Origin of the sequence: Rhodococcus sp. NJ-530 (assembly GCF_003860625.1) — a bacterium.
GTDB classification, from domain to species: Bacteria; Actinomycetota; Actinomycetes; order Mycobacteriales; family Mycobacteriaceae; genus Rhodococcus_F; species Rhodococcus_F qingshengii.
In genome coordinates, this window is the sequence record NZ_CP034152.1 from 2423026 (window position 1) to 2447686 (window position 24661).

General features: G+C 62.2%; 26 protein-coding genes and 1 pseudogene. 12 read left to right on the forward strand and 15 right to left on the reverse strand.

Annotated features, from left to right (window positions below):
• The first annotated feature begins 66 nt into the window (after window positions 1-66).
• Both EHW12_RS11300 and bluB read left to right on the forward strand, forming a co-directional pair.
• Complete coding sequence (locus tag EHW12_RS11300; protein ID WP_058038591.1) at window positions 67-1119, forward strand: GTP-binding protein; 1053 nt, start codon at window positions 67-69, stop codon at window positions 1117-1119.
• Window positions 1116-1745 carry a 5,6-dimethylbenzimidazole synthase gene (bluB, locus tag EHW12_RS11305; RefSeq protein ID WP_125050650.1) on the forward strand — a complete coding sequence of 210 codons (630 nt, stop codon included), beginning with the start codon at window positions 1116-1118 and terminating at the stop codon, window positions 1743-1745. The genes EHW12_RS11300 and bluB overlap by 4 nt, the downstream gene beginning before the upstream one ends.
• Window positions 1746-1759: 14 nt before the next feature.
• Here the strand turns inward: bluB and EHW12_RS11310 are convergent, their stop codons facing one another.
• The 4 genes from EHW12_RS11310 to glp form a co-directional block, all read right to left on the reverse strand.
• Window positions 1760-3199, reverse strand: a complete 1440-nt coding sequence (locus EHW12_RS11310) for a DEAD/DEAH box helicase (RefSeq protein ID WP_042450056.1) — start codon at window positions 3197-3199, stop codon at window positions 1760-1762.
• Window positions 3200-3427: 228 nt separating this feature from the next.
• Entirely contained in the window at window positions 3428-3841 is a 414-nt protein-coding gene (locus tag EHW12_RS11315) for a molybdenum cofactor biosynthesis protein MoaE (RefSeq protein WP_003944730.1), read from the reverse strand.
• Window positions 3834-4820, reverse strand: coding sequence for a bifunctional molybdenum cofactor biosynthesis protein MoaC/MoaB (gene moaCB, locus EHW12_RS11320; RefSeq protein WP_054187785.1), 987 nt, complete (start codon window positions 4818-4820; stop codon window positions 3834-3836). Before moaCB ends, EHW12_RS11315 begins: the two co-directional genes overlap by 8 nt.
• A gap of 28 nt (window positions 4821-4848) precedes the next feature.
• Complete coding sequence (gene glp / locus EHW12_RS11325) at window positions 4849-6051, reverse strand: gephyrin-like molybdotransferase Glp (RefSeq protein WP_003944714.1); 1203 nt, start codon at window positions 6049-6051, stop codon at window positions 4849-4851.
• 111 nt (window positions 6052-6162) lie between these two features.
• On the opposite strand from glp, the gene moaA reads away from it, so the two are divergent.
• Window positions 6163-7221, forward strand: coding sequence for a GTP 3',8-cyclase MoaA (moaA, locus tag EHW12_RS11330; protein ID WP_125050652.1), 1059 nt, complete (start codon window positions 6163-6165; stop codon window positions 7219-7221).
• Complete coding sequence (locus EHW12_RS11335; RefSeq protein WP_003944706.1) at window positions 7214-7471, forward strand: MoaD/ThiS family protein; 258 nt, start codon at window positions 7214-7216, stop codon at window positions 7469-7471. The genes moaA and EHW12_RS11335 overlap by 8 nt, the downstream gene beginning before the upstream one ends.
• On the opposite strand, the gene EHW12_RS11340 is transcribed toward EHW12_RS11335, so the two are convergent.
• Window positions 7468-8475 carry an IS481 family transposase gene (locus EHW12_RS11340; RefSeq protein WP_125050654.1) on the reverse strand — a complete coding sequence of 336 codons (1008 nt, stop codon included), beginning with the start codon at window positions 8473-8475 and terminating at the stop codon, window positions 7468-7470. The two genes, EHW12_RS11335 and EHW12_RS11340, sit on opposite strands and share 4 nt — an antisense overlap.
• 427 nt (window positions 8476-8902) lie before the next feature.
• On the opposite strand from EHW12_RS11340, the gene EHW12_RS11345 reads away from it, so the two are divergent.
• Window positions 8903-9658 carry a hypothetical protein gene (locus EHW12_RS11345; RefSeq protein WP_003944763.1) on the forward strand — a complete coding sequence of 252 codons (756 nt, stop codon included), beginning with the start codon at window positions 8903-8905 and terminating at the stop codon, window positions 9656-9658.
• A gap of 25 nt (window positions 9659-9683) precedes the next feature.
• Here the strand turns inward: EHW12_RS11345 and nadE are convergent.
• Window positions 9684-10507, reverse strand: a pseudogene (nadE, locus tag EHW12_RS11350) (ammonia-dependent NAD(+) synthetase).
• Window positions 10508-10574: 67 nt separating this feature from the next.
• On the opposite strand from nadE, the gene EHW12_RS11355 reads away from it, so the two are divergent.
• Complete coding sequence (locus tag EHW12_RS11355) at window positions 10575-11129, forward strand: nucleosidase (protein WP_003944766.1); 555 nt, start codon at window positions 10575-10577, stop codon at window positions 11127-11129.
• A 19-nt stretch (window positions 11130-11148) separates the two neighbouring features.
• Here the strand turns inward: EHW12_RS11355 and EHW12_RS11360 are convergent, their stop codons facing one another.
• Both EHW12_RS11360 and EHW12_RS11365 read right to left on the reverse strand, forming a co-directional pair.
• Window positions 11149-11928: an META domain-containing protein gene (locus EHW12_RS11360; RefSeq protein WP_065455547.1), complete on the reverse strand. Its 780-nt coding sequence runs from the start codon at window positions 11926-11928 to the stop codon at window positions 11149-11151.
• Between the two features lie 35 nt (window positions 11929-11963).
• Window positions 11964-12563, reverse strand: a complete 600-nt coding sequence (locus tag EHW12_RS11365; protein WP_003944690.1) for a TetR/AcrR family transcriptional regulator — start codon at window positions 12561-12563, stop codon at window positions 11964-11966.
• 106 nt (window positions 12564-12669) lie between these two features.
• On the opposite strand from EHW12_RS11365, the gene EHW12_RS11370 reads away from it, so the two are divergent.
• Window positions 12670-13236, forward strand: coding sequence for an NAD(P)H-dependent oxidoreductase (locus EHW12_RS11370; protein ID WP_030534957.1), 567 nt, complete (start codon window positions 12670-12672; stop codon window positions 13234-13236).
• A 55-nt stretch (window positions 13237-13291) separates the two neighbouring features.
• Here the strand turns inward: EHW12_RS11370 and EHW12_RS35185 are convergent, their stop codons facing one another.
• Both EHW12_RS35185 and EHW12_RS11375 read right to left on the reverse strand, forming a co-directional pair.
• Complete coding sequence (locus EHW12_RS35185) at window positions 13292-13450, reverse strand: hypothetical protein (RefSeq protein WP_241199142.1); 159 nt, start codon at window positions 13448-13450, stop codon at window positions 13292-13294.
• Complete coding sequence (locus EHW12_RS11375) at window positions 13450-14109, reverse strand: siderophore-interacting protein (RefSeq protein ID WP_241199143.1); 660 nt, start codon at window positions 14107-14109, stop codon at window positions 13450-13452. The genes EHW12_RS35185 and EHW12_RS11375 overlap by 1 nt, the downstream gene beginning before the upstream one ends.
• Before the next feature lie 300 nt (window positions 14110-14409).
• On the opposite strand from EHW12_RS11375, the gene nrdH reads away from it, so the two are divergent.
• From nrdH to nrdE, 3 genes are all read left to right on the forward strand, one after another.
• The gene (nrdH, locus tag EHW12_RS11380) at window positions 14410-14640 is read left to right on the forward strand and encodes a glutaredoxin-like protein NrdH (protein WP_003944717.1); all 231 of its coding nucleotides are present in this window, start codon (window positions 14410-14412) and stop codon (window positions 14638-14640) included.
• Window positions 14641-14722: 82 nt separating this feature from the next.
• Entirely contained in the window at window positions 14723-15178 is a 456-nt protein-coding gene (gene nrdI / locus EHW12_RS11385; protein ID WP_241199144.1) for a class Ib ribonucleoside-diphosphate reductase assembly flavoprotein NrdI, read from the forward strand.
• A gap of 82 nt (window positions 15179-15260) precedes the next feature.
• Window positions 15261-17342: a class 1b ribonucleoside-diphosphate reductase subunit alpha gene (gene nrdE, locus EHW12_RS11390; protein ID WP_007736057.1), complete on the forward strand. Its 2082-nt coding sequence runs from the start codon at window positions 15261-15263 to the stop codon at window positions 17340-17342.
• 61 nt (window positions 17343-17403) lie between these two features.
• Here nrdE and EHW12_RS11395 read toward each other — a convergent pair whose 3' ends face one another.
• Window positions 17404-17616: a hypothetical protein gene (locus EHW12_RS11395; protein ID WP_003944723.1), complete on the reverse strand. Its 213-nt coding sequence runs from the start codon at window positions 17614-17616 to the stop codon at window positions 17404-17406.
• A gap of 12 nt (window positions 17617-17628) precedes the next feature.
• A complete protein-coding gene (locus tag EHW12_RS11400; RefSeq protein ID WP_003944699.1) occupies window positions 17629-18546 on the reverse strand; it encodes an SPFH domain-containing protein in 918 nt (305 codons plus the stop codon).
• A gap of 170 nt (window positions 18547-18716) precedes the next feature.
• On the opposite strand from EHW12_RS11400, the gene nrdF reads away from it, so the two are divergent.
• A complete protein-coding gene (nrdF, locus tag EHW12_RS11405; RefSeq protein WP_003944744.1) occupies window positions 18717-19682 on the forward strand; it encodes a class 1b ribonucleoside-diphosphate reductase subunit beta in 966 nt (321 codons plus the stop codon).
• Between the two features lie 73 nt (window positions 19683-19755).
• On the opposite strand, the gene EHW12_RS11410 is transcribed toward nrdF, so the two are convergent.
• The 3 genes from EHW12_RS11410 to EHW12_RS11420 all read right to left on the reverse strand — a co-directional run bounded on the left by EHW12_RS11410 (window position 19756) and on the right by EHW12_RS11420 (window position 22435).
• The gene (locus tag EHW12_RS11410; RefSeq protein WP_073512987.1) at window positions 19756-20229 is read right to left on the reverse strand and encodes an NUDIX domain-containing protein; all 474 of its coding nucleotides are present in this window, start codon (window positions 20227-20229) and stop codon (window positions 19756-19758) included.
• A gap of 66 nt (window positions 20230-20295) precedes the next feature.
• Window positions 20296-21390, reverse strand: coding sequence for an iron-siderophore ABC transporter substrate-binding protein (locus tag EHW12_RS11415; protein ID WP_125050656.1), 1095 nt, complete (start codon window positions 21388-21390; stop codon window positions 20296-20298).
• 49 nt (window positions 21391-21439) lie between these two features.
• Window positions 21440-22435, reverse strand: coding sequence for an iron-siderophore ABC transporter substrate-binding protein (locus EHW12_RS11420; protein WP_125050658.1), 996 nt, complete (start codon window positions 22433-22435; stop codon window positions 21440-21442).
• Between the two features lie 349 nt (window positions 22436-22784).
• On the opposite strand from EHW12_RS11420, the gene ctaD reads away from it, so the two are divergent.
• Window positions 22785-24575: a cytochrome c oxidase subunit I gene (ctaD, locus tag EHW12_RS11425; RefSeq protein ID WP_020907234.1), complete on the forward strand. Its 1791-nt coding sequence runs from the start codon at window positions 22785-22787 to the stop codon at window positions 24573-24575.
• The last annotated feature ends 86 nt before the right edge of the window (window positions 24576-24661 follow it).

The following is a 24661-nucleotide window of genomic DNA, read 5'->3' on the forward strand; positions in this document are numbered from 1 at the left end:
GAACCTTCCGGAGCCACACTCCACTACGATCACTGATCGGTACGTGTGGTTTCGGAAGGTTGTGTGGTGGCGAAGAAGCAGATTCCCGTAATAGTCGTCGCAGGCTTTCTCGGTTCGGGCAAGACGACGCTGCTCAACCATCTTCTGCGTAACAACGACGGTGTACGCATCGGCGTGATCGTCAACGACTTCGGATCCGTCAACATCGACTCGATGATGGTCGCCGGTCAGGTCGATTCGATGGTCTCTCTCAGCAACGGCTGTTTGTGCTGCGCTGTCGACGTCTCGGACATGGACGAGATGCTGAACAAGTTGGCGCACCGGCAGTCCGGGATCGACGTGATCGTCATCGAGGCCAGCGGGCTTGCCGAGCCGCGGAACATGATTCGACTCGTCCTCGGAAGTGAGAACCCGTCTGTCGTCTACGGCGGCCTGGTGGTCCTGGTCGACGGAGCCAATTTCTCCACCGTTCGCCGCGAACATCCCGAGCTCGATCAACATGTCCGGCTGGCAGACCTGGTGGTAGTCAACAAGATCGACAGCGTTCCGGTCGCCGAACGCGAGCGATTCACGGCCGAAATTCGTAAGTTGAATCCGCGAGCGCCGATGGTGGAAACCTCGCACTCGCGGATAGACCCCGCTCTGTTGTTCGATACCGGCGAGGTGACCCCTCCGGCTCCGGGCGATCAACTGAGCCTCGACGAGCTCCTGCGCGACGGGCACGACGACGATCACGAGGACGGCTCGTGTCATCACGATCACCTGCACCACCGCTACGAATCGGTTGATTTCGCATCGGAGACGCCTCTCGATGCCAGGGCCTTGACGCACTTTCTCGAGAATCAGCCGTCGGGTGTTTACCGCATCAAGGGCTTCGTGAACTTCGAGATTCCGGGCTACACAGGAAAATTCGAGATCCAATCGGTGGGTGATCATGTCCGGATCACGCCGCTGCGATGGAAGTCGGGCGAACCTCGAACCACGCAACTGGTCGTGATCGGCACCGGGATGGATTCGGGGGCGGTCGGCAGCGCGCTCCGCGCCTGCATGCGCGAAGAAACGGTCGAACCGCACCCCGACGCCATGCTGGGATTGCACCGCTATACCGTCGGGGCGTGAGTGAATCAGCTGTATCCGTGTACGAAGCGATTCGGCGACGCCGAGACGTTCGCGCCGAGTTCTCGGGAGAGATCGTCCCCGACGAAACTCTGATGCGCATTCTCGACGCCGCCCATCGCGCGCCGAGCGTGGGAAACACGCAACCGTGGGATTTTGTCGTCGTTCGTAATCCGGAGACGCTCGACACCTTCGCGGCACACGTCGCCGATGCCCGGGTGAAATTCGCGCAGACTTTGCCCGAGGATCGCCGCTCGACGTTCGACCCCATCAAGATCGAGGGAATCGCCGAGAGCGGTACCGGCATCGTCGTCACTTACGACCCGTCGCGCGGTGGTCCGAACATCCTCGGCCGTCATACCGTCGACGACACCGGACTGTTCTCGGCGGTACTGGCAATTCAGAATTTGTGGCTCGCCGCGGTAGCCGAGGAGATCGGCATCGGCTGGGTTTCGTTCTACGACGAGAAGTACCTCACCGAACTCATGGGCATTCCGTCACCCGTTCGCCCCATTGCGTGGCTGTGCGTCGGGAAGGTGACCGAGTTTCAACAGGTTCCGGATCTCGAACGCTTCGGATGGCGACAGCGCCGGCCATTGGCCGACGCTGTCCACTACGAAACCTATTGAGTTGTACCGGGGGCCTAGCGTGCGGGACGGCCACCGGTGGAGCCTGCGGTGCGAGCGCCGCCGCCGGTGCGGGGACGGCGAGCGCCACCACCGGCATGTTCCTGACGGGCAGCTCCGCCGGTGCGAGCACCGCGTGACTGACCGCCCTGTCCGGAGCGAGCCTGACCCGAACGTGCTGCGCCGCCGCGTCCACCCTGGCCGGCGGGACGCTGTCCGCGTCCACCGTTGGGCTGGGCAGGAGCCTTCGGAGCCGGCGTGACGTGCGGTGCGATGTCGCCGACCAACTTGACGACGTGCTCGGAGTTGGCAGTCGAACGGACCGGGGTCACCTTGATGGCTGCCTTGCGCATGAGGATCGCAAGATCCTTACGCTGCTCGGGCAGAACCACGGTGACCACGTCGCCGGCGCTGCCTGCGCGAGCGGTGCGACCACTGCGGTGCAGGTAAGCCTTGTGCTCGGCCGGCGGATCGACGTGGACGACCAACTCGACGTCGTCGACGTGGACGCCACGCGCTGCGACGTCGGTGGCGACGAGGACGCGCGCTTCACCGGCGGAGAATGCCGCCAGGTTACGGTCGCGAGCAGCCTGCGAGAGGTTGCCGTGAAGGTCAACGGACGGGATGCCCGACTCGGTGAGCTGGCGAGCCAACTTGCGAGCCTGGTGCTTGGTGCGCATGAACAGGATGCGACGACCGGTACCGGAAGCGAGCTTCTCGACCAGAGCCTTCTTGGCTTCGACGCCGTCGACGTCGAACACGTGGTGCGTCATTGCGGCGACGGGGGAGTTGGCCTCGTCGACCGAATGCATGACCTCGTTCTTGAGGAAACGCTTGACGAGCTTGTCGACGCCGTTGTCCAGCGTTGCCGAGAACAGTAGACGCTGCCCGTCCTGCGGGGTGGACGAGAGGATGCGGGTGACGACGGGCAGGAAGCCGAGGTCGGCCATGTGGTCGGCCTCGTCGAGCACGGTGATCTCGACGGCGTCGAGACTTACGAACTTCTGCTTCATGAGGTCTTCGAGGCGACCGGGGCAGGCGACGACGATGTCGACTCCGGCCTTGAGAGCCTGAACCTGGCGGTGCTGCGAGACACCACCGAAGATCGTGGTCACGCGCAAGTCGTATGCGGCGGCCAACGGTTCGAGGGTTGCGGTGATCTGGGTGGCGAGCTCACGCGTGGGTGCGAGCACCAGGCCGAGCGGTCGACCCGGACGACGCTTTCCTCCGGACAGTTCGCCGGCGAGGCGGGAGACCATGGGGATGGAGAACGCGAGGGTCTTGCCGCTTCCGGTCTTTCCGCGGCCCAGTACGTCGCGCCCCGAGAGAGTGTCGGGGAGGGTGTCGATCTGGATCGGGAACGGAGAAGTGATTCCGCCGTCTTCGAGAGCTTTCACCAGCGGTGCGCGCACACCGAGGGCTGCGAAGGTGGTAGCGGGCGTAGAGATGTCAGACAAGTGTGTTCAGAGCCTTTCGGGCACGTGTTCGTGCCCGGATGCCGACACGGGAATTAACCGGTCGAACAATCAAGCACAGTGGTGGCGGCGCTGCCGGTCGGCAGGCTTCTTCGCCGTAAGAAGAGCGGGTGCATTGAGCACTCAGCAAGAAAATTTGCGTTCTACGACGCTGGATGCCCGATTTCAGGCACCTAGTGATCGCAACTCTACCTTCCCGGAGCGTTCGACCTACAACCCGACCCATTCGGAGACGCCGTTCGCGAAGTGTTGCCGCTTCCAGATCGGTACCTCGTGCTTGATGCGCTCCACCAGTTCGGCGCACGCGGCAAACGCCTCCGCTCGATGCGGCGCGGCGACGGCGGCGACCAGTGCGAGATCACCGATCTCGAGGTGACCGACGCGATGGATCGCAGCAACCGGCAGGCCGGTCGAGGCCGCAACCTCTTGGCAGCACGTCTCGAGGAAGCGTTCGGCATCCGGATGCGCTTGGTACTCCAACGCCGAAACCGCTTGACCTCCATCGTGATTGCGCACCGTTCCCGTGAACACCACAACAGCGCCGTTCTTCGGACCGGCAACGGCGGCGTCGACGGTGTCTGCGTGAATCGGTTGCTCGGAGATCCGAGCCAATAGCTCACTCATCGTGCGCTCCTCCGCCTGCGACCTGCGCGAGCAGGTGATCGATGATGGGTCCGAGGACGGCGAGACCGTCCTTCACTCCACCGGGAGAACCCGGAAGATTGACGATGACCGTCGTACCTGTGAGACCTGCCACACCACGGCTCAGCGACGCGTGCGGTGTCTTCTCGAGGCCCTTGGTCCGGATCGCTTCTGCGACGCCGGGCAACTCACGGGTCAAGACTGCCCGGGTAGCTTCCGGGGTGGCATCCGTGGGGGAAGCCCCGGTGCCGCCGGTACTGATGACGAGTGACGGGGAGCCCTCCTTGGCGTCAGCGATGCCCGCCGCGATGTCTGCGTCGGCGTACACAAGCGGTCCACGTACCTCGAAGTCCCGTTCACGTAGCCAGGTCGCGATCGTGGGTCCGGTGGTGTCGGGTCTGGTGCCGTTCGCACCGCCGGTGGAAGCCACGAGGACGGTCGCGGACCGTGCCGAGGTGAAGGTGTGCGCCGGAGCTGTCTGTGCGTTCTGAGTGTCGCGGGTCCAATGTCCGCGTTTACCACCGTCTTTGGTGAGCAGACGAACACCGTTCATGGTAGCTCCGGGGTCCACCGCTTTGACCATGTCGTGCAAGGTCAGGCCGGCTACCGCGACGGCGGTGAGTGCTTCCATCTCGACGCCGGTCTGTCCGCGAGTCTTCGCCGTCGCCTCGACGGTGATCGATGTTTCGGTGAACCCGAATTCCACCTTGACCGACGAGAGCGCGAGTTGGTGACACAGCGGGATCAGTTCGGAGGTCTTCTTCGCACCGGCGATTCCGGCGATGCGCGCGGTGGTGAGGACATCAGCCTTGGGCATGCCGTCGGCGCGGACGAGGCGAACTACCTCGGCGGTCGTGACGAGTTCACCGGCAGCGACGGCGATACGCGTCGTCTCGGCCTTGGCGCTGACGTCGACCATGCGCGCTCGGCCCTCGCTGTCGACGTGTGTCAATTCGGTCATCAGTGTCCTTTGAATCAGATCGAGTGAATCAGATCGAGGAAGTCGAGAGCGGGACGACGTCGACGAGATCGCCCGCGCCGAGCTCGGTCACGGCGGCGGGGATGTCGATCAGGACGTCGGCCCACGCCATGGCTGCAACAAGGTGCGATCCGGGTCCGGCAACGAGTTCGATTCCGTCCGCAGTTCTGCGTGCCCGCAGGAACTGCCGCTTGCCGTCCACCGAACGCAGCGGTGCAGTCAACGGGAGTCGCTCGCGCGGGATCTCGGGCAGGCCCGCGGCCCGGCGCAGTTCGCCCCGTGCGAAGACCTCGAAGGAGACCATCGTGCTCACCGGGTTGCCCGGGAAGCTCAGTACCGGCACTTCGTTCACCACTGCAGTGCCTTGCGGACCGCCCGGCTGCATTGCGACGTGGCCGAAGTGTGCTCCCAGAGGCGTGAGAGTTTCCTTCACCACCTCGAAGTCGCCCATGGACACTCCGCCGGAGGTGAACACCAGATCAGCGACCGAGGTTGCGTACGAGAGTAATTCGCGGAACTCGGCGGGGTCGTCGCTGCTTCGGGCGACGGATACGACATCGGCGCCGTTGGCTTCGGCCAATGTTGCCAAAGCTGGACCGTTGGAATCGTAGATCTCACCGGGTTCGAGAGTTGTTCCGGCACTTTTCAGTTCGGCGCCCGTCGTAATTATCGCGACCCGTGGCTTCGTGTAGGTGTCGAGCGAGGCCAGGCCCACAGCACTCAGCGCGGCGATATGGCGAGGTTCCAAGTGCGTTCCGGCCGTGACCAGTAGCATTCCGGCGGTGATGTCGCTGCCACGTTCGCGTACGAATTCGCCTACCGACCTGCCCCGTTCGATCGTGACGACGTGCTCGGTGACACCCGTTGTGTCCTCGACCGGAACAACGGCGTCGGCACCCTCGGGGAGCGGAGCACCGGTCATGATGCGAAATGCCGATCCTGGAAGGTGTTTCGGTGGTTTTCCGCTTCCAGCGGCGATCACGCCTCGAACCGTCAGTGTGGTCGGAACCGAGGCCACAGAAGCAGCATCGACGGCATACCCGTCCATCTGCGAGTTGCGGAAGAGTGGCAGGTCTACCGGCGATGCGATATCCGAGCAAGTTATGCGCCCCAACGCTTCTGCCGTCGGAACTGCCGTCGGAGAGAGGGTGTGCAGGCCGGTGAGCAATCCGGAGATGTGCGACGCGTGTTCCTCGACCGAACGCGCGCTCATGACAGTAACCTCGACAACCTCGACATGTTTTGATCCTAGGCGGTGTGGTCCGTCCGACACACGGAGTACGGCTTTCGGTCATACTGGAGCAATACGGAAGTTGGTGAAGTGATGACAGTGGTCTCGATGGGAATTCCCACCGTGCGGTTCGACGCTGCCTCCCTCGCCGGTCGTCCCGAGACGGATCTCCTGGTCGACAGGTTCGGGCGTGTTGCCAGAGATCTGCGAGTCTCGATCACCGAGAAGTGTTCACTTCGTTGCACGTATTGCATGCCGGAGGAAGGCTTGCCGGCCATCGCTGCGGAAGACCTTCTGAGTGCCGACGAGATCATTCGAGTGGTCGGAATCGGCGTCGAACGAGTCGGTATTCGCGAGGTGAGATTCACCGGCGGCGAACCGCTGATGCGTAGTGACCTCGAAAAGATCATCGGGGGGTGCGCCGCGCGCGTGCCAGGAATTCCACTTTCCATGACTACCAACGCCGTTGGGCTCGAACATCGTGCGGCGAAGTTGGCCGCAGCTGGTTTGACTCGCATCAATGTTTCCCTGGATTCGGTTGATCGCGCCCATTTCGCTGAATTGACGCGTCGGGACAGGCTGCCGTCCGTTCTCGCGGGAATTCGAGCGGCAGCTGCGGCCGGGCTCGCGCCACTGAAGATCAATGCGGTGCTGATGCGTGAAACGCTCCACGGCGCGGCGGATCTTTTGCAGTGGTGCCTCGAAGCCGGCGTCGAATTGCGCTTTATCGAGCAAATGCCTCTCGATGCAGACCATGCTTGGGCGCGCGAGAACATGGTGACTGCGGCTGAATTACTGTCGGTATTGAGTGACCGTTTCGAATTGGCCGCAATCGGCCGTGAAGATCCGTCGGCTCCTGCCGAAGAATGGCGTGTCGACGGGACCACGATGACGGTAGGGATCATCGCTTCCGTGACCCGCTCGTTCTGCAGTGAATGCGATCGGACGCGAATGACAGCAGAGGGAACAATTCGGTCATGTCTGTTCAGTGACCGTGAAGTTGACCTGCGTGCCGCGCTCAGATCGGGAGCAAGTGACGACGAACTAGCGGATTTGTGGCGCGGTGCGATGTGGAACAAATGGGCAGGGCACGGCATCGACGCCGCGGACTTCGTTCCGCCGGAAAGAAGTATGGGAGCGATTGGTGGCTGATCCGCATTCGATCTCGGTTCGTTACTTTGCTGCTGCAGCGGATGTATCCGGTTGCCGTAGCGAGGTAGTCGCCATCTCGCCCGACAACACACTTGCCGAGTTGGTGGCGGTCTTGGTCGGACGATACGGACCGGAGATGGAGCGAGTGCTGTCGGTCTCGGCTTTCCTCGTCGGTGACGAGTTGACCCGCGACGTCTCTCGAGCCTCCGGTAGCGCTGTCGATATTCTTCCGCCTTTCGCTGGAGGCTAGTTGTATGAGGCACGGACGTTAGTTACGCGGTGCCGGCGGTAAGCGGCAGGCGGTCGTCCTCCGCGTGCTGAATGCGGTCGGTGATAATTATAGTGAATGTTCCACACCTCGACGGCAGTGCGCCGCTCGGCTTCGCTGATGTATTCGCGGGAGTACAGCAGTTCTTCGGCGAGGATGCGGTTGTAGCGCTCCACTTTCCCATTGTGTTTCGGCGTGTACGGCTTGATCCGGTAGTGCCGCGCTTCCCGCAGTGAAGCAGTGAAATCTGCTGCCCGATAGCATGATCCGTTGTCGGTGATCACGCGCTCGATCCGGGTGATGCCGTGCGCCGCGAAGAAGAGTCGGGCGTTGTTCATGAAATCGATGGCTGTCGCGGCAGTTTCGTTGTCTCTGGCCTCGGTGTACGCCAAACGGGTGTTGCCATCGATCGCGGAATGCAAATAGGTGTAGCCGACGCGGCCCTGCTTGTTCTTCGTTTTCCGACGTTGTGATCGTTTGGCCTGCTCGGAACCTCGCCCGTGGACGCGCCAACCTCCGCCGTCAGGGATGCGGCCGACCTTCTTCACGTCGACGTGCACCATCTGACCAGGCCGTTTCGCGGCGATGACCTGGGGTTTGCGGTTCGTTTCGCCGTTCGGGTCGATGAACCGGCGGCGATTGAGACCAAGATCCCGCAGGAGTTTCGTGACCGTCCGGCGAGCGATGACCGTTCCGTCCATTCGGAGTTCGAACGTGATGCGCGCGGCCGACCATTTCCGGGTCCGGCGCATCGCTTCGATCTCGGCCACGATCTCTGCGGCGGTGGCGGTGGGTTGATGGTTCGGTGCGCTGGATCTGTCTTGTAATCCCAGTTCACCGTATTTGCGGTACCGGTTGACCCACGTGGAGGCGCATTGTCGGGAGATGCCCATTTCGGCGGCGACGTGGGCGATCGGACGAGTGCGGCACCGCTCGATGAGTCGTCGTCTTCCCTCCACAGTCAGCGGAGCATTACGGTGTGTCACAGGGCTGGTCCCTTTGCTGTTGATGGTCTGTTTCGCAACTTCCATCCTGCCGCGAAGGGCCAGCCCGTCTACTTCAATCCAGCGTCAGCAACGTCCATACCCACAACAGCTAGTCCGAGAATTGCCGGCGTAGCTATTTGTGGGCTGCCGACGTATTGTCCTTTTTCGGTTTGCCGGTCCAAATATTTATATCTTGATCACTCCAGCTCAAGTGGCATCTATCTCCGTTTTCTCCATTGTTGGTCAATTGTCCAGCATTGGTCGTTTTGTTTAGTTTCTCCTACTTTTGGGGGAGCGAATGCACTTCGAATTGCCAAGGTGAATTGTCATCTGTTTGGATGACAAAAGAAATACCTTCGCTGTTGGTAATTGTCGACATGTGTTAATTTTGGCGCAATTCCACTCGGGATATGTGAAAGGTATTTCAATGTCGATTAATTCCACGCGCCGTGTCGGAGTCGTCGTAGCACTCCTCGGGGCAGCTGCACTCACCGCTCCGGCAATTGCTACTGCGCTTCCGTCCACCGGTTCTCTCGGCTCTTCTGCGCCGGAAGCCTCGTGCTCGACCCTGTCCACCGAAGCGACGCCGAACGGTTGGGGCATCCCGTTCACCGACGAGAAGGATCAGACCGCGTCGTACTCGGCCGACAACGTTCTCGACAAGGACGGTTCACTGAAGCTGGCCGTCGACGGTACCGGCGATCGTTCGGTTTCCTACCATTCGGCCGGCGGTATCAAGCTGTCCGACGCAGTCGGCAAGGCGATCGGCTTTGCCGAGCGCGCCGCCACGCCGACTGCGGCATTCCAGCTCCGCCTCACCGGAACCACCGGCGGAAAGTTCGAGAACGGATTCACCACCCTGGTGTGGGTCCCGGGACCCGACGCCACGCCGACGGCTGACGGCGGCGTTCACGCGGATCTCCAGAAGGGCGTGTGGTGGAGCACTCAAAACATCGACGGCGCCAAGGACCGCGTGTCAGTGCCTTTGGCTGACATCGTCGCCGCGAACCCGAACGCGGTAGTCGACCACTACGGCGTCAGTGTGGGCACCGGTTCCGCCGCCACGTCGACGCTGGTCGATGCAGTGCAGTTCAACGGATGCACCACCAACTTCGCGAAGAAGGATCCGGCTTCGGGAACGGGTTCGCTGGGCGACGTCTTCGGCAGCCTGTTCGGTAGCTAGTCGCTGGTAAGAGCTCTGGTAGGAGTTACTTCCACCAGTCATCGAGGGGTGTGACCGGCACCGTGCGCTTGTGACGAGTGTTGGTGAACATCTTCTCGAGCTTCTCGGCTACCTCGGAGGAAACGTCCTTTCCTTCGAGGTAGTCGTCTATCTGTGAGTACGTGACGCCGAGGGCAACTTCGTCGGGTAGCGCGGGTCGGTCGTCCTCCAGGTCGGCGGTCGGCACCTTGCGCCACGTGCTCTCGGGTGCGCCCAATTCCTGCAGCAATGCAGCGCCCTGGCGTTTGCTCAAGCCGGTGAGCGGCGTGATGTCGACACCGCCGTCACCGAATTTCGTGAAGAAGCCGGTAATCGCTTCTGCGGCGTGGTCGGTACCGATCACGAGGTAGCCGAGCTGACCGGCAATCGCATACTGGATGACCATTCGTTCGCGCGCCTTGATGTTGCCGCGGACGAAGTCGCGTAGTTCGCCGTTCCCCAACGCCTCGGAGGCCTCACGGGCCGTCGCGTCGGCGCCAGGCTTGACGTTGACCGTGAGAGAGCGGTCCGGCTTGATGAAGCCGAGCGCGATCTGAGCGTCGGATTCGTCAGCCTGAGCGCCATAGGGGAGTCGAACGGCGACGAACTCGGCCTCGTGGCCTTCTTCACGAAGTTCCGTGACCGCGCGTTGGGCGAGGGCTCCGGCGAGCGTGCTGTCCTGACCGCCGCTGATTCCCAGAACGAACCCTTTGGCGGGGTCGAGCGCACGTAGTCCTTCAGGAACTGGACTCGCGCGCGAACCTCCGCTGCGGCGTCGATTGTCGGCTTTGTGCCGAGTTCTTCGATGATGCTTTCACGCAGTGTGGCCATGAATGGACTCTAGCGATGTGAGCAGGCGCGTGCAGTGCCACCGTATCCGGGCGGTACGGTCGCGCACATGAGTGCGAACAACGTTCTGGTGGTCAGTGCGACGAAGTCGGAAGCGGCATACGTGCCGCAAGGATACGAACTGCTGATCACGGGGATTGGAAAGGTCAGTGCTGCAACAGCAGTCGCCTCTGCTCTCGCGCGGTACGAGCGGGATGATCTGCCGCTGGTCGTCAACATCGGGACAGCCGGTGCGCTGCACGCGCACCACGGCGGCCTCTATGTTCCCGGCGTCGTCATCAATCACGACATCAGCAGCACCGCGATCCGAGCGCTCGGGCACGACGTCGCGGACCGTTTGGTGCTCGCCGGCGGTGACGACTCGGTGTTGGCGACCGGCGACGCATTCATCGCCGACGCTGCAACCCGGGACGCCCTTGCGCAGCGAGCCGATCTGGTCGACATGGAGGGATTTGCCATCGCATTCGCCGCGCAGGCTGCGGGTGCTACCTGCCGACTCGTCAAACACGTCAGCGATCACGCGGACGACTCGGCCTTGGACTGGCCCGCGATGATCGATGCCAGCGCCCGCGAGTTGGGGCGCTGGCTGCTCGACAACGTCTGATCGAGCCTGCAGCGTCTGGTCAAGCCTGCGCAGTCAGTATCAATCCGGTGTCGTCGGGCTTGCGCAGGGTCAGCGTGTCGGCGTCGACGGTGTAGCTCACTTCGCCGTCGAGCACCGCCAGGATCTGGCGCTCGATGTCCATGTTCTCCTCGGGGCAAGCCATACGCGTGGTTGCCATCGGCGTGAACGTGACTGTGGTGTCGGACGTCTGGGCGCTTCCGGTCATGCGATTGCATCCGGTGCTCCCGCTGACCGAACCGTCTGCGGCAATCGTCAGTTCGGGAGCTGACGTCTCCAGAGCCAGGCTCGTACTGATCGCATCGGGACTGATGAGGGACGTGACAGTCCACGTCGTGCCCTGCAGCGGTCGATCCGGCGTGACGATTTTCTTGTCCTGCAGGGTGACTGTGGCGTCCTTCGATGTCAGGACGAGGGTGTCGCCGTCGAGGCTCCACGCCGGCGCGGCGGTCAGCAATGTTGTTGTCCAGGAGTCGGACTCGGCGATGCCGGGAGGGCAGCCCATCATGGTCGACGCCATGGTGCCGGTGGTCAGCGTGCCGTCGTCGAACTCGACCGAACCGTTTGCCGTGTTGCATCCGGCGCTCGCGGACACTCGACCGGCCTGGCTGAAGTCGAGAGTCAGCGGGCCGCCGCCGGGAATTTGTGTTCCATCCACGGAGGTCGAGATGAACACACGACCGGAGGGATCCGTCTTGTCTTCGGGGGAGTCGGACGAAGCGGAGCAACCACTTACCGCGGCGATGGTCAGGAGGCCGATGACGGCTGCAGCGATGCGCATGGGCTCACATTAAGTGGTGGGACGGATCTGGGGAGTCAACATCGAGTAACGCGCCGGGCAAGGTCTTCCCAGCCGGCCGCCAGGCGCTCGGTGGTCATCCCGAGATCGCGCACCTGATGAAGGACGAGCGACGCTTCGAGCGGTGCCAACAGTGCTGAAGCGAGCAGATCGAGGTCGCCCTCGACGCCGGCTCCTCGAAGAAGCCCGATGACGTGAGCGATGCCGAGAGCCCGGGCCGGACCGCCGAAGCGGTATTCAGGAGCGTTTTCCGCCGCTCGGAGGACTTCGCCCTGTACTTCCACCATGGCAATCCGGGCTCGTCCGAACGCGATGAGGCGCTCGATCGGCGGCGCGCCCGGACCCAACGGTGGGGGGCCGAACATGAATGCCTGCTGCAGTTCTCGCTCGGTGTGATCGAGCAGTGCCTGCATCAGTCCCGATCGATTGCCGAAGCGCCGAAAAACTGTGCCCTTGCCCACACCGGCCCGGCACGCGACAGCGTCCATCGTCACCGCGTCGACACCTCGCTCGGCAACGAGGAGGGCTGCGGCGTCGAGCAGAAGTACGCGGTTACGTGCTGCGTCACCGCGCTCGACCGGCGCGGCGCCGATCTGGGGGAGGGGGATTGCGCTCACGGGATCAGGTTACAGGGCCGGGGAATGTAAGTGGACCGCGGTCCGTTTAGTTGATATAACTTTCAACCGGAGCCACCAACCGCACCACTCTCGAAGGAAACTCGCTATGTCACAGACCAATGTTCTCGTTCTCGTCGGCAGCCTGCGCGCCGGATCCGTCAACCGCCAGCTTGCCGAGACGGCTGTGTCCGCCGCACCCGAGGGTGCCACGCTGACGGTCTTCGAAGGCCTCGCCGACGTCCCCTTCTACAACGAAGACATCGACGTCGAGGGTGCTTCCATCCCCGCTGTCGACGCACTGCGCTCCGCTGCGAGCGACGCGGACGCGTTCCTGCTCGTCACCCCCGAGTACAACGGCACCATTCCCGCAGTTCTGAAGAACGCCATCGACTGGATCTCGCGTCCGTACGGTGTCGGTGCAGTCAAGGACAAGGCTGTCGCAGTCATCAGCGCTTCGCCCAGCGGCAACGGCGCCAAGTGGGCACACGAAGACACCACCAAGGCGGTCCGTATCGCCGGCGGCAAGGTCGTCGAGGACACTGCACTGAGCATCGGTGGAACCGGCGCACTGTTCGGTGAGCTGCACCCGCGTGAGAACGCAGAGGTGCTCGCTCAGGTCTCCAAGGTCGTCTCCGACCTCGTCGACGCCGGCAAGCAGCTCGTCAACGCGTAATCCGTTTCACGAATGAGGGCCATGCCGGAAGGTGTGGTCCTCACTCGTATGCGCGCTAGAGCCCTTCGCGTTCCATCGCGTCGTCGACCGCGTCGCGAACCGACTCGAAATCCTTGCCGGCCATCATCGCTTCGCCCATCGCAGCATCGATACGGTCGGCGACGGCGGCGTACCGACGCTCCCAGTTCTCCTTGTCCTCCCGCCAGTAACCCATCACGTGCATGCGGTTTGCCGGGATTTCCCATGTTCGACGCAGGTGGGTGCGGATGCGTCTGGCGGCCGCGGCCTCGACTGCACACCAGATGTAGCCCTCGCCGGGGGCAGGGCAGCGTCGGCCAATTCGGCGAGCAGCGAGTCCGATTCCTCGATCCATCGGTAGTGAGCGTCGGCGCGCGTCGTGAACGTCTGCTGTTCGCTCGGCGCGGGTACCTGCGCGATGACGTGGATCGGTAGACCGTCGGGTGCTTCTTCGAGAATTCGCCCGATCGCGGGCAGAGCGGCGTGATCGGCGACCATCAGCAGCCAGTCGCAACCTGCCGGCGGCGTGAACCACCCGCTCGTCGTCGAGAGGTGAACGGTCTCGCCCGGTTGCGCAGTCGCGGCCCAGAGTGCCGCGCCGCCGTGGCCGTGGAGAACGAAGTCGATCTCCAGTTCGTTCTTCGACGGCTGCCAGCGCCGGACCGTGTAACTACGGGCGTGAGGGGGATCGAGGGGGAATCTGACGAGCACCCGTTCGTCCGGGCTACCACTCGTCTCGAAGTCGCTCAGGCCCTCCCCGCCGAAGGTGATTCTGCGCATCAACGGTGTCACCTGCTGTGTTCTCGTCACGGTTGCCTCGTGGCGTGGAGCCTCGTCCTTCGGGGGTGTTTCCACGACGCTCATGGTAGGTCCGTGGCGCGGCTCCGAGAGGCTGGCGAGCACAAAAAGAAACTGTGACGCGCGACACGCCGACGCGCCGGGAAATGAAGGCGCTGAACTGGGGCGACCTGGGAATTCCAACGATGTGACTCACAACATCTCGCGTTATGTGTTTCTGTCGGCCACTAGGTGTAGTGTCTTGAGCACTGAGAGACCACAACGCGGAACGCCTCGAGCGAGACTCCGGCAATCGGTCGTATCGGTGCTGAACATCACTACATCGGCCTTTGTTGGCTAAGCGAAAGAGGGACTCTCATGAGCATCACCGTCTACACCAAGCCCGCTTGCGTTCAGTGCAATGCCACCTACCGCGCCCTGGACAAGGCCGGTCTCGAATACAACGTCATCGACATCACCGAGGATGCCGAAGCCCGCGACTACGTCATGGCTCTCGGGTACCTCCAGGCACCCATCGTGGTTGCCGGTGAAGATCACTGGTCGGGCTTCCGTCCCGATCGCATCAAGACCCTGACCGTCGCTGCTTGAAGCGCCGCAGTGTCGGCGGTGGACACCTCCGCCGACACATCTGAGTAGTTCCGGGCACCGTACAAGAAAATGGTGACAACCGATGACTTCGCTGGTCTACTTTTCCAGCGTGTCGGAGAACACCCACCGATTCGTTCAACGTCTCGGCCTGCCTGCGACACGTATACCTATCCATGACCGTGACGGCTCATTTCGTGTAGACGAGCCCTATGTGCTGATTCTGCCCACCTATGGTGGCGGGGTCACCGTGACAGGGCGCGACACCAGTTATGTACCGAAGCCGGTCATTCGTTTTTTGAACAATCCACACAACAGGTCGTTGATCAGAGCAGTGATCGCGGCGGGAAACACCAATTTCGGTGAGTCCTTTTGCTATGCAGGAAACATCATTTCCCAGAAATGCCACGTTCCTTTTCTGTACCGGTTCGAACTCATGGGCACTGCCGAGGACGTCGACCGGGTACGAGAAGGCTTGGGGAGTTCTGGAATCATCTCGAAACAGAGAAGGAGCACGGGCAGTGGCGCCAACCATCACTGACACGATCGCGGCAGGAAGCGTAGAGCGTGATGCGCGCGGCGGCGATTCCACCAACGGTCTCGACTACCACGCACTCAACGCCATGCTCAACCTGTACGGCGCCAACGGTGAGATCCAGTTCGAGATGGATGTCGCTGCAGCCCGTCAGTACTTCTTGCAGCACGTCAACCAGAACACCGTGTTCTTCCACAACCTCGACGAGAAGCTGGACTACCTCGTCGAGGAAAACTATTACGAGCCCGAGGTTCTCGATCAGTACTCACGTACTTTCGTGAAGTTCCTGATCGATCACGCGTACGCCAAGAAGTTCCGCTTCCCGACGTTCCTGGGTGCATTCAAGTACTACACCTCCTACACGCTCAAGACCTTCGACGGTAAGCGCTACCTCGAGCGCTTCGAAGATCGTGTCTGCATGGTTGCGCTCACCCTGGCCGCAGGCAACGAAGACCTGGCCGTCGAACTCGTCGACGAGATCATCGCCGGACGCTTCCAGCCCGCCACCCCGACGTTCCTGAACTCGGGCAAGAAGCAGCGCGGTGAGCCCGTGTCCTGCTTCCTGCTTCGTATCGAAGACAACATGGAGTCCATCGGTCGCTCCATCAACTCGGCACTGCAGCTGTCCAAGCGCGGTGGCGGAGTTGCCTTGCTGCTCACCAACGTTCGTGAGCACGGCGCCCCGATCAAGAAGATCGAGAACCAGAGTTCGGGTGTCATCCCGATCATGAAGCTTCTCGAGGACTCGTTCTCCTACGCCAACCAGTTGGGTGCGCGTCAGGGTGCCGGTGCTGTGTACCTGCATGCGCACCACCCCGACATCTACCGGTTCCTCGACACCAAGCGTGAGAACGCCGACGAGAAGATCCGTATCAAGACGCTCTCACTCGGCGTCGTGATCCCGGACATCACGTTCGAACTGGCGAAGAAGAACGAGGACATGTACCTGTTCTCGCCGTACGACGTCGAGCGCATCTACGGAGTTCCGTTCTCCGACATCAACGTCTCCGAGAAGTACTACGAGATGGTCGACGACAAGCGAATTCGCAAGTCCAAGATCAAAGCTCGCGAGTTCTTCCAGACCGTCGCCGAATTGCAGTTCGAATCGGGCTACCCCTACATCATGTTCGAGGACACGGTGAACCGGGCGAACCCGATCGAGGGCAAGATCACGCACTCGAACCTGTGCTCGGAGATCCTGCAGGTTTCGACGCCTTCACTGTTCAACGACGACCTGTCCTACTCGAAGGTCGGCAAGGACATCTCCTGCAACCTGGGTTCGCTGAACATCGCGAAGACCATGGACTCGCCCGACTTCGCCAAGACCATCGAAGTGTCGATCCGCGGATTGACGGCGGTGTCCGATCAGACGCACATCTACTCGGTGCCGTCGATCGAGCAGGGCAACAACGACTCTCACGCCATCGGCCTCGGTCAGATGAACCTGCACGGATACCTTGCTCGTGAGCGGATCTTCTACGGCAGCGAAGAAGGCATCGACTTCACGAACATCTACTTCTACACCGTGCTCTTCCACGCACTGCGTGCGTCGAACAAGATCGCCATCGAGCGCGGCTCGTACTTCAAGGGTTTCCCGGAGTCGAAGTACGCCTCGGGTGAATTCTTCGACAAGTACACCGACCAGGCCTGGGAGCCTGCAACCGACAAGGTTCGCGGACTCTTCGCCGATGCGAAGCTGCACATCCCCACCCAGGACGACTGGCGTGAGCTGAAGGCTTCGGTTCAGAAGCACGGTATCTACAACCAGAACCTTCAGGCCGTCCCGCCGACCGGCTCGATCTCGTACATCAACTACTCCACCAGCTCCATCCACCCGGTGGCGTCGAAGATCGAGATCCGCAAGGAAGGCAAGATCGGGCGCGTCTACTACCCGGCGCCCTACCTGACCAACGACAACCTGGAGTACTACCAGGATGCCTACGAAATCGGGTACGAGAAGATCGTCGACACCTATGCTGCCGCAACGCAACACGTCGACCAGGGCCTGTCGCTGACGCTGTTCTTCAAGGACACCGCAACCACTCGCGACATCAACAAGGCGCAGATCTACGCGTGGCGTAAGGGCATCAAGACGCTGTACTACATCCGTCTGCGTCAGATGGCACTCGAAGGCACCGAGGTCGAGGGCTGCGTTTCCTGCATGCTGTAAAGGGCTCCGCCCCCGTGCGCCTTTTCGGTAGTGGTTACTACCAAAAAGGCGCACAGGGGTATCAGGCCGGCGGGCGGCCGGGACCGTGCATCTTGCCGGCGTTCTTCGGCATTCGACCGTGCTCGGTGAGTGCGCGCCGAAGGAGAAACTCGATCTGGGCGTTGGTACTTCGGAGATCGTCGGCGGCCCAGCGGGCGAGGGCGTCGTGTACCGCTGGGTCCAACCGAAGAAGGATCTTCTTACGCTCGGATCGCGGAGCTGGATCCGTGGCCATGTGGCCTTTCCTTTACTGGTAGAGCGAACCGGTGTTGAGCACCGGTTGTGCGTCGCGGTCGCCGCACAGCACGACCAGAAGGTTACTGATCATCGTGGCCTTGCGTTCTTCGTCGAGTTCGACGACGTGCTTTTCCTCGAGCTGCTTGAGTGCCATGTCGACCATGGACACCGCGCCTTCGACGATTTGCTTGCGGGCGGCTATCACAGCACCCGCTTGCTGGCGCCGAAGCATCGCGCTGGCGATCTCCGGTGCATACGAGAGCCTGTTGATGCGTGTCTCGATAACTTCGACACCCGCCGCACGCACGCGGGCGTGAACCTCCTCCGACAAGGTGGTGGTGATGATATCGGCGTTCTCGCGCAACGAGACTCGGCCTTCGGCGTCGTACGGGTAGCTACCGGCGATATGGCGGACGGCCGCCTCGGTCTGTACGGAGACGAACTCCTCGTAATCGTCCACCTGGAACGAGGCGAGCGCTGTGTCGGCCACCTGCCAGACGACCACCGCCGAGATCTCGATGGGATTGCCGTCGGCGTCGTTCACTTTCGCCTGACCGGTCTCATGGTTTCGGATGCGCGTCGAGATCGATCGACGGACCGTCAGCGGATTTGTCCATCGCAGTCCCGGCGTGCGCAAGGTGCCGCTGTACGAGCTTCCGAGAAGTTGCAGAACTCGGGCTTGATTCGGTTGCACCAAGGTCAGGCCCATCAGGAGGGGGAGTGACGCGATGAACAGCACCACTCCGACCGGAATCAGGGCGAAGAGTCCCAGAACTCCGCCAACGACGGACAGCGCGATTCCGGCCAGGAAGAGAAGGACGCCGCCGAGGAGCATCCAGCTGCCGGACAGGTCCCAGCCTGGGCGTTCGGCGATCGTTGTGGTGGCGACACCGGTCGGTTTCTCGGCCACGGTGGGTGTGCTGGTCATGCGAGACTCGCTTTCCATCGGTAAGTGATATTTAATTGATATCACATTTTTTGTACTCGTGGAGGGGCGCGTGCGACACATGTTGTTGTGTTGGCATCGCGAACCCGACACAACGGGTAGTGTTCAGGCAAGCCAACATTCGGCAGTGTCTCTCTCGCTAGGTAGGAATTATGGTCAAGCTGGTCAGTCGCGTTTCCGCCATCAACTGGAATCGCGTCCAGGACGAGAAGGACGCCGAGGTATGGGATCGCCTCGTCAGCAACTTCTGGCTGCCCGAAAAGGTGCCGGTCTCCAACGACATCCCGTCCTGGGGAACGCTGACCGCGCAGGAGCAGCAGCTCACCATGCGCGTCTTCACGGGCCTGACGCTGCTCGACACCATCCAGGGAACGGTCGGCGCCGTCAGCCTCATCCCGGACGCGATCACTCCCCACGAAGAAGCGGTGTACACCAACATCGCCTTCATGGAATCGGTGCACGCGAAGAGTTACAGCTCGATCTTCTCGACGCTGTGCTCCACCCCCGACATCGACGACGCGTTCCGCTGGTCGGAGGAGAACCCCAACCTGCAGCGCAAGGCGCAGATCGTTCTCGACTACTACAACGGCGAGTCGCCGCTCAAGCGCAAGGTCGCATCGACGCTCCTCGAGAGCTTCCTCTTCTACTCCGGCTTCTACCTGCCGATGTACTGGTCCTCGCGAGCCAAGCTCACCAACACCGCAGACCTCATCCGCCTCATCATCCGCGACGAGGCTGTGCACGGGTACTACATCGGCTACAAGTACCAGAAGGGCCTCGAACAGCTCACCGAGGCCGAGCGTGAAGAGCTCAAGAACTACACGTTCGAGTTGCTCTTCGAGCTCTACGAGAACGAGGTCGACTACACCCAGGACCTCTACGACGGCGTCGGTCTGACCGAGGATGTCAAGAAGTTCCTGCGCTACAACGCCAACAAGGCGCTCAACAATCTCGGCTACGAAGGCCTCTTCCCGAAGGACGAGACGGACGTCAATCCGGCTATCCTGTCGGCACTTTCACCGAATGCGGACGAGAATCACGACTTTTTCTCCGGCTCGGGTAGCTCCTACGTCATCGGCAAGGCCGTCAACACCGAAGACGACGACTGGGATTTCTAGAGAGCGACCTACACGCCGAAGCCCGACTCCTGCACACGCGGGAATCGGGCTTCGGCCGTGTATTGAGAGCGGGCTAGCGCTGAAACCACGCTTCCGGCTTGTCCAGCAACGCTTTTGCGAGGCGCAGACGCGAGGTTTCCGTCATGTCCGAAGGCAGTGCGCTCGGCGCGAACCACGCGACCTCGAGGTTTTCGTCGTCCGCCACGTGTGCATCTCCGCCGGTCCACCTGGCCAGGAAACACACGTCGAGGTACTGAGTCACGTCGCCGTTGGGGTACGTAATGGGTTCTGTGACATCGACACTCGTGATCCGAATCAATTCGGCGTCGACGCCGGTTTCTTCCTTCGCCTCCCGCACCGCCGCCGCCGACGGTTCCTCTCCGGGCTCGAGAACGCCGGACACGACGGCCCACTGACCGTTGTCGGCGCGGCGGGTGAGCAGGACCCGGCCGTCGTCGTCGCGGATCACGACGCTCACTCCGGACAGCCAGAGCGGCGCATGACCGACCTTCTCGCGCAAAGCGACAATGAATTCGGGGATCGGCATGATCAGAACCCGAACTTCACAGCTGGGGCGAACCGCTTCGAATGTCGGAGTTGTGGTTCGTTCCGGTCAGCTCGCATATCCGTTCAAGGTTCCCTTCAAGTCCGCCAATACGGCACGGGCGGCAGTCATCCCGTTTCCGTTCCAGATGTCGTCTTCCGCTACGAACACACGTCGGTCGGTGGCGGCGGCGAGGTCCTGCCACTGGTCGCTCTTCATGATCTCGGTGCCGTAGGTACGGCCGTTCGGCCCGTCGAAGAGGACGTAGATCAAGTCCCCTTCGGCGGCGCTGAGATCGTCGGCCGGAATCGGGGCCGTGGTCGCATCGGTCAATCGCTGCGCCGGTGGGCGCCGGACGCCGACGTCGCTGAGGATCTGTCCGGCGAAGGATGCGGGACCCTCGATCTGCAGGTCCTTCGAACCGAACCGAACCACTGATGCCTGCGTCTGCGATGCATTCAATGCGTCGCCGAGCTGCACGACGTCCTGCTGGTAGCGGTCGAGCTCCGTCGCGGCCGCGGACGAACGGCCCAGTGCCTGGCCGGCGAGGGCGAACTGCGCTTTCCAGTACACGGGATCCGAGCCGGCGAACACGGTGGGGGCGATGGCGTCGAGTTGCCCGTACAAGCCGTCGGACGCCGGACTGGACCCGAGGATCAAGTCCGGCGCGGCGGCCTTCACGGCGTTGACGTCAGGTGCGCTCACGGGGCCGACACTCGGAATCTCCGAGATGCCGAAACCCAGGTACGACGGTTGAGGCGAGTCGACACCGGTTGCGGCGCCCACTACCCGCTCCCACAGACCGAGGGCGCACACGGCGTCCATCGAGACACTGTCGAGGACCACGATCCGTTGGGGATCGGAAGGAACCTCGGTTTCACCCGCAGTGTGTACGACTCGACGCTTCACCCCGGGGCCCGCTCCCGGGTCGGCTTGCGTCGGCGTCGGGCACGCGGTGGCGGTGTCGCGTTCGATGCCCATCACGCCGGCACCGGCGATCGACGTAGTGGTCCGGACGATGGTGCTCGCCGGATCGTCCGACGAGTCGGACGAGCAACCACCGAGGACGAGCATCGTGGCGGTGATCCCCAGGATCGAGACACGACGAACGGACGTGCGGGCGGTCGTGCGTGAGAGAACAGACGTGCGTGAGAGAACAGACAAGTCGACGGCTTCCTGTGTGAGCGGGCGCCGTTCAGGTTAGCTGTTCGACTCAGCTGTTCTGCTTGTCCACCTCGAACGTGTCCGAGAGGTCGTCGAGGATCATGTGGGCGCCCTGGATGCTGACCGGCGACATCCAACGTGAATCGTCCACGTCGACCTTGCGTCCTCGAAGCGTCTGCCACAGCGGGCTCTCGAGGAATGGCTTCGCAGCTTCGGCGCTCTTGCCCTCGGCGTCCTGCCAGGTGCTGATGAAGATGACGTCCGCGTCGGCTTCGTTGATCAGCTCGGGGCTGATCTTCATCATGATGTTGCCGGCATCGGCGGGGTCGGGTCCCTGGTTGTCCGGGCGCTTCAGCCCGGCATCCTGAAGAACGATGCCGCTGAACGAGGTAGTGCGGTAGAGGCGTGCGGTCGGTTCACCGGCGAACCGGACTACCGAGATGACCGGGTTGTTCGCCTTCTCGTTGATTTCCTTGCCGACGGCAGCCGCGCGAGTTTCGTATTCGGAGATTTTCGCCTCGGCCAGCGATTCCTTGCCCAGCGCTTGACCGACTACGCGGATGTTGTCCTTCCACGTCGGACCGGTTGTCTGGGTGAAGACGGTGGGCGCGATGGCGGAGAGCTGCTCGTAGTTCTTCCCGTCGCGGACCTCGGCGGAGATGATGAGGTCCGGCTGCAGTGCGGCGATCTTCTCGAGGCTTGCACTGCTGACCGTCCCGACCGAGACTGCGTCCGGGGCGAATTCCTCTCGGGAGGATCCGAGGTAGTCGGGCAGACCGGGCTCGCGGTAGTCGACGTAGCCGACGAGCGGGGATTCGAGGAGAAGGACGGCGTCGGTGAAGCTGTTGTCGAGCGCGACGATCCGCTGGGGTGCTGCCGGGATTTCGGTGCTTCCACGGAAGTGTTCGATCGTGCGGGGGAATGCGCCCGACTCGGTCGAGGTGGTGGTTGCAGCGGGCTCGTCGTTACTCGAGCAGGCTGGAACGACCAAGGCGATCGAGGCTGCGACGGCTACCAGCGCGGCGCGGCGGGGAAAGAATTTCACTGAATACTCCTGAGGTGAGTTAGGCGAGGGTGACCTTATCAGTGGAGGAGATGGCCGAAAACGGACACCGACCGAATTCTTCGACGCGCACGACACGCCGATTCGGAAGTGGGTTCGGACTCCCGGGGGAACATAAACCGCAGGTCGTTCGTTCGGTGCCGTGAAAAACGGATGCTCGAGTACGACGCAGAGTAGGACCGGGTCGCGGTGCCTCGGAGTCACGGTCTACGATTCGATGAGCGCAAGCCAGAAGCCGTTGTCCGCAGCCCGGGCGACGGACCCTGCGGGCGCAACCAAGGGCTCTTTGACGGAGTCTGCGGAGCGACCAAAGGCACATTCAGGAGGATCAGTGACTGCCGTAGCGCCCCAGCCAGTCCCCACGATAGCGCCGGCCAGGCCTTACCCGCCGCGGCAGGGACCCAAGGGCTCATTCATTTTCAAGATGATCACGACCACCGATCCCAAGGTGCTCGGAATCATGTACTTGGCGACTTCCATCGCCTTCTTCCTCATCGGTGGCCTCATGGCACTGATGATGCGTGCCGAACTTGCTGTACCCGGCATGCAGTTCCTTTCCAACGAACAGTTCAACCAGCTGTTCACCATGCACGGCACGATCATGCTGCTGCTGTACGCGACCCCGATCGTCTTCGGCTTCGCGAACTACATTCTTCCGCTCCAGATCGGTGCACCCGACGTCGCGTTCCCGCGCCTGAACGCGTTCAGCTACTGGCTGTACCTGTTCGGTGCGATCATCACGACGGCCGGATTCGTCACGCCCGGTGGCGCAGCAGACTTCGGTTGGACGGCATACACGCCGCTGACCAGCGCGCTGCACAGCCCCGGCGTCGGCGCCGACCTGTGGGTCCTGGGTCTGGCCGTCGCCGGCCTCGGCACCATCCTCGGTGGCGTCAACATGGTCACCACCGTGATCTGCCTGCGCGCACCCGGTATGACCATGTTCCGCATGCCGATCTTCACCTGGAACATCTTCATCACCAGCATCCTGATCCTGCTGGCGTTCCCGCTGCTGACCGCTGCATTCATGGGCTTGTTCGTCGACCGACATCTCGGTGGGCACATCTTCGACCCGGCAACGGGCGGTGTGCTCCTGTGGCAGCACCTGTTCTGGTTCTTCGGTCACCCCGAGGTGTACATCATCGCGCTGCCGTTCTTCGGCATTGTCTCGGAGATCTTCCCGGTCTTCAGCCGTAAGCCGATCTTCGGCTACAGCGGCCTGGTGTACGCAACGTTGGCCATCGCCGCTCTGTCGATCGCAGTGTGGGCCCACCACATGTACGCAACCGGCGCTGTTCTCCTGCCGTACTTCTCGTTCATGACGTTCCTGATCGCTGTGCCGACAGGTGTGAAGATCTTCAACTGGATCGGCACGATGTGGAAGGGGCAGTTGACCTTCGAATCGCCGATGTTGTTCTCGATCGGCTTCCTGATCACCTTCCTTTTCGGTGGTCTGTCGGGTGTCATCCTCGCGAGCCCGCCGCTCGACTTCCACGTCACCGACAGCTACTTCGTCGTCGCCCACTTCCACTACGTGGTCTTCGGCACGGTCGTGTTCGCCACGTACGCCGGTATCTACTTCTGGTTCCCGAAGATGACCGGTCGCATGATGGACGAGCGTCTCGGCAAGTGGCACTTCTGGACCACGTTCGTCGGTTTCCACGGCACGTTCCTCGTTCAGCACTGGCTCGGTGCCGAAGGTATGCCGCGTCGTTACGCCGACTACCTGCCCTCGGACGGGTTCACGGTTCTGAACTCGGTGTCCACGATCTTTGCCTTCGTACTCGGTGCCTCGACGCTTCCGTTCATCTGGAACGTCTTCAAGAGCTACCGCTACGGCGAGGTGGTCACCGTCGACGATCCGTGGGGTTACGGAAACTCGCTGGAGTGGGCAACCACCTGCCCGCCGCCGCGTCACAACTTCACCGAGTTGCCGCGCATCCGCAGCGAGCGTCCGGCGTTCGAGCTGCACTACCCGCACATGGTGGAGCGGATGCGCGCGGAAGCGCACGTCGGCCCCGGCCACGGCGGGAAGAACGCCAGCACCGTGCTCGAAGATGCTCGTCACGAGCCGCTCACGGTCGGGGACGAAGGCGACCCCGGAACCGACAGCCGCTCCTGAGCGAAGTAACACACTGAAGTAATCAGCGAAGGCCCCGCCCGAGTAACGGGTGGGGCCTTTCGCTTGGCACAATAGTGACGATCAAG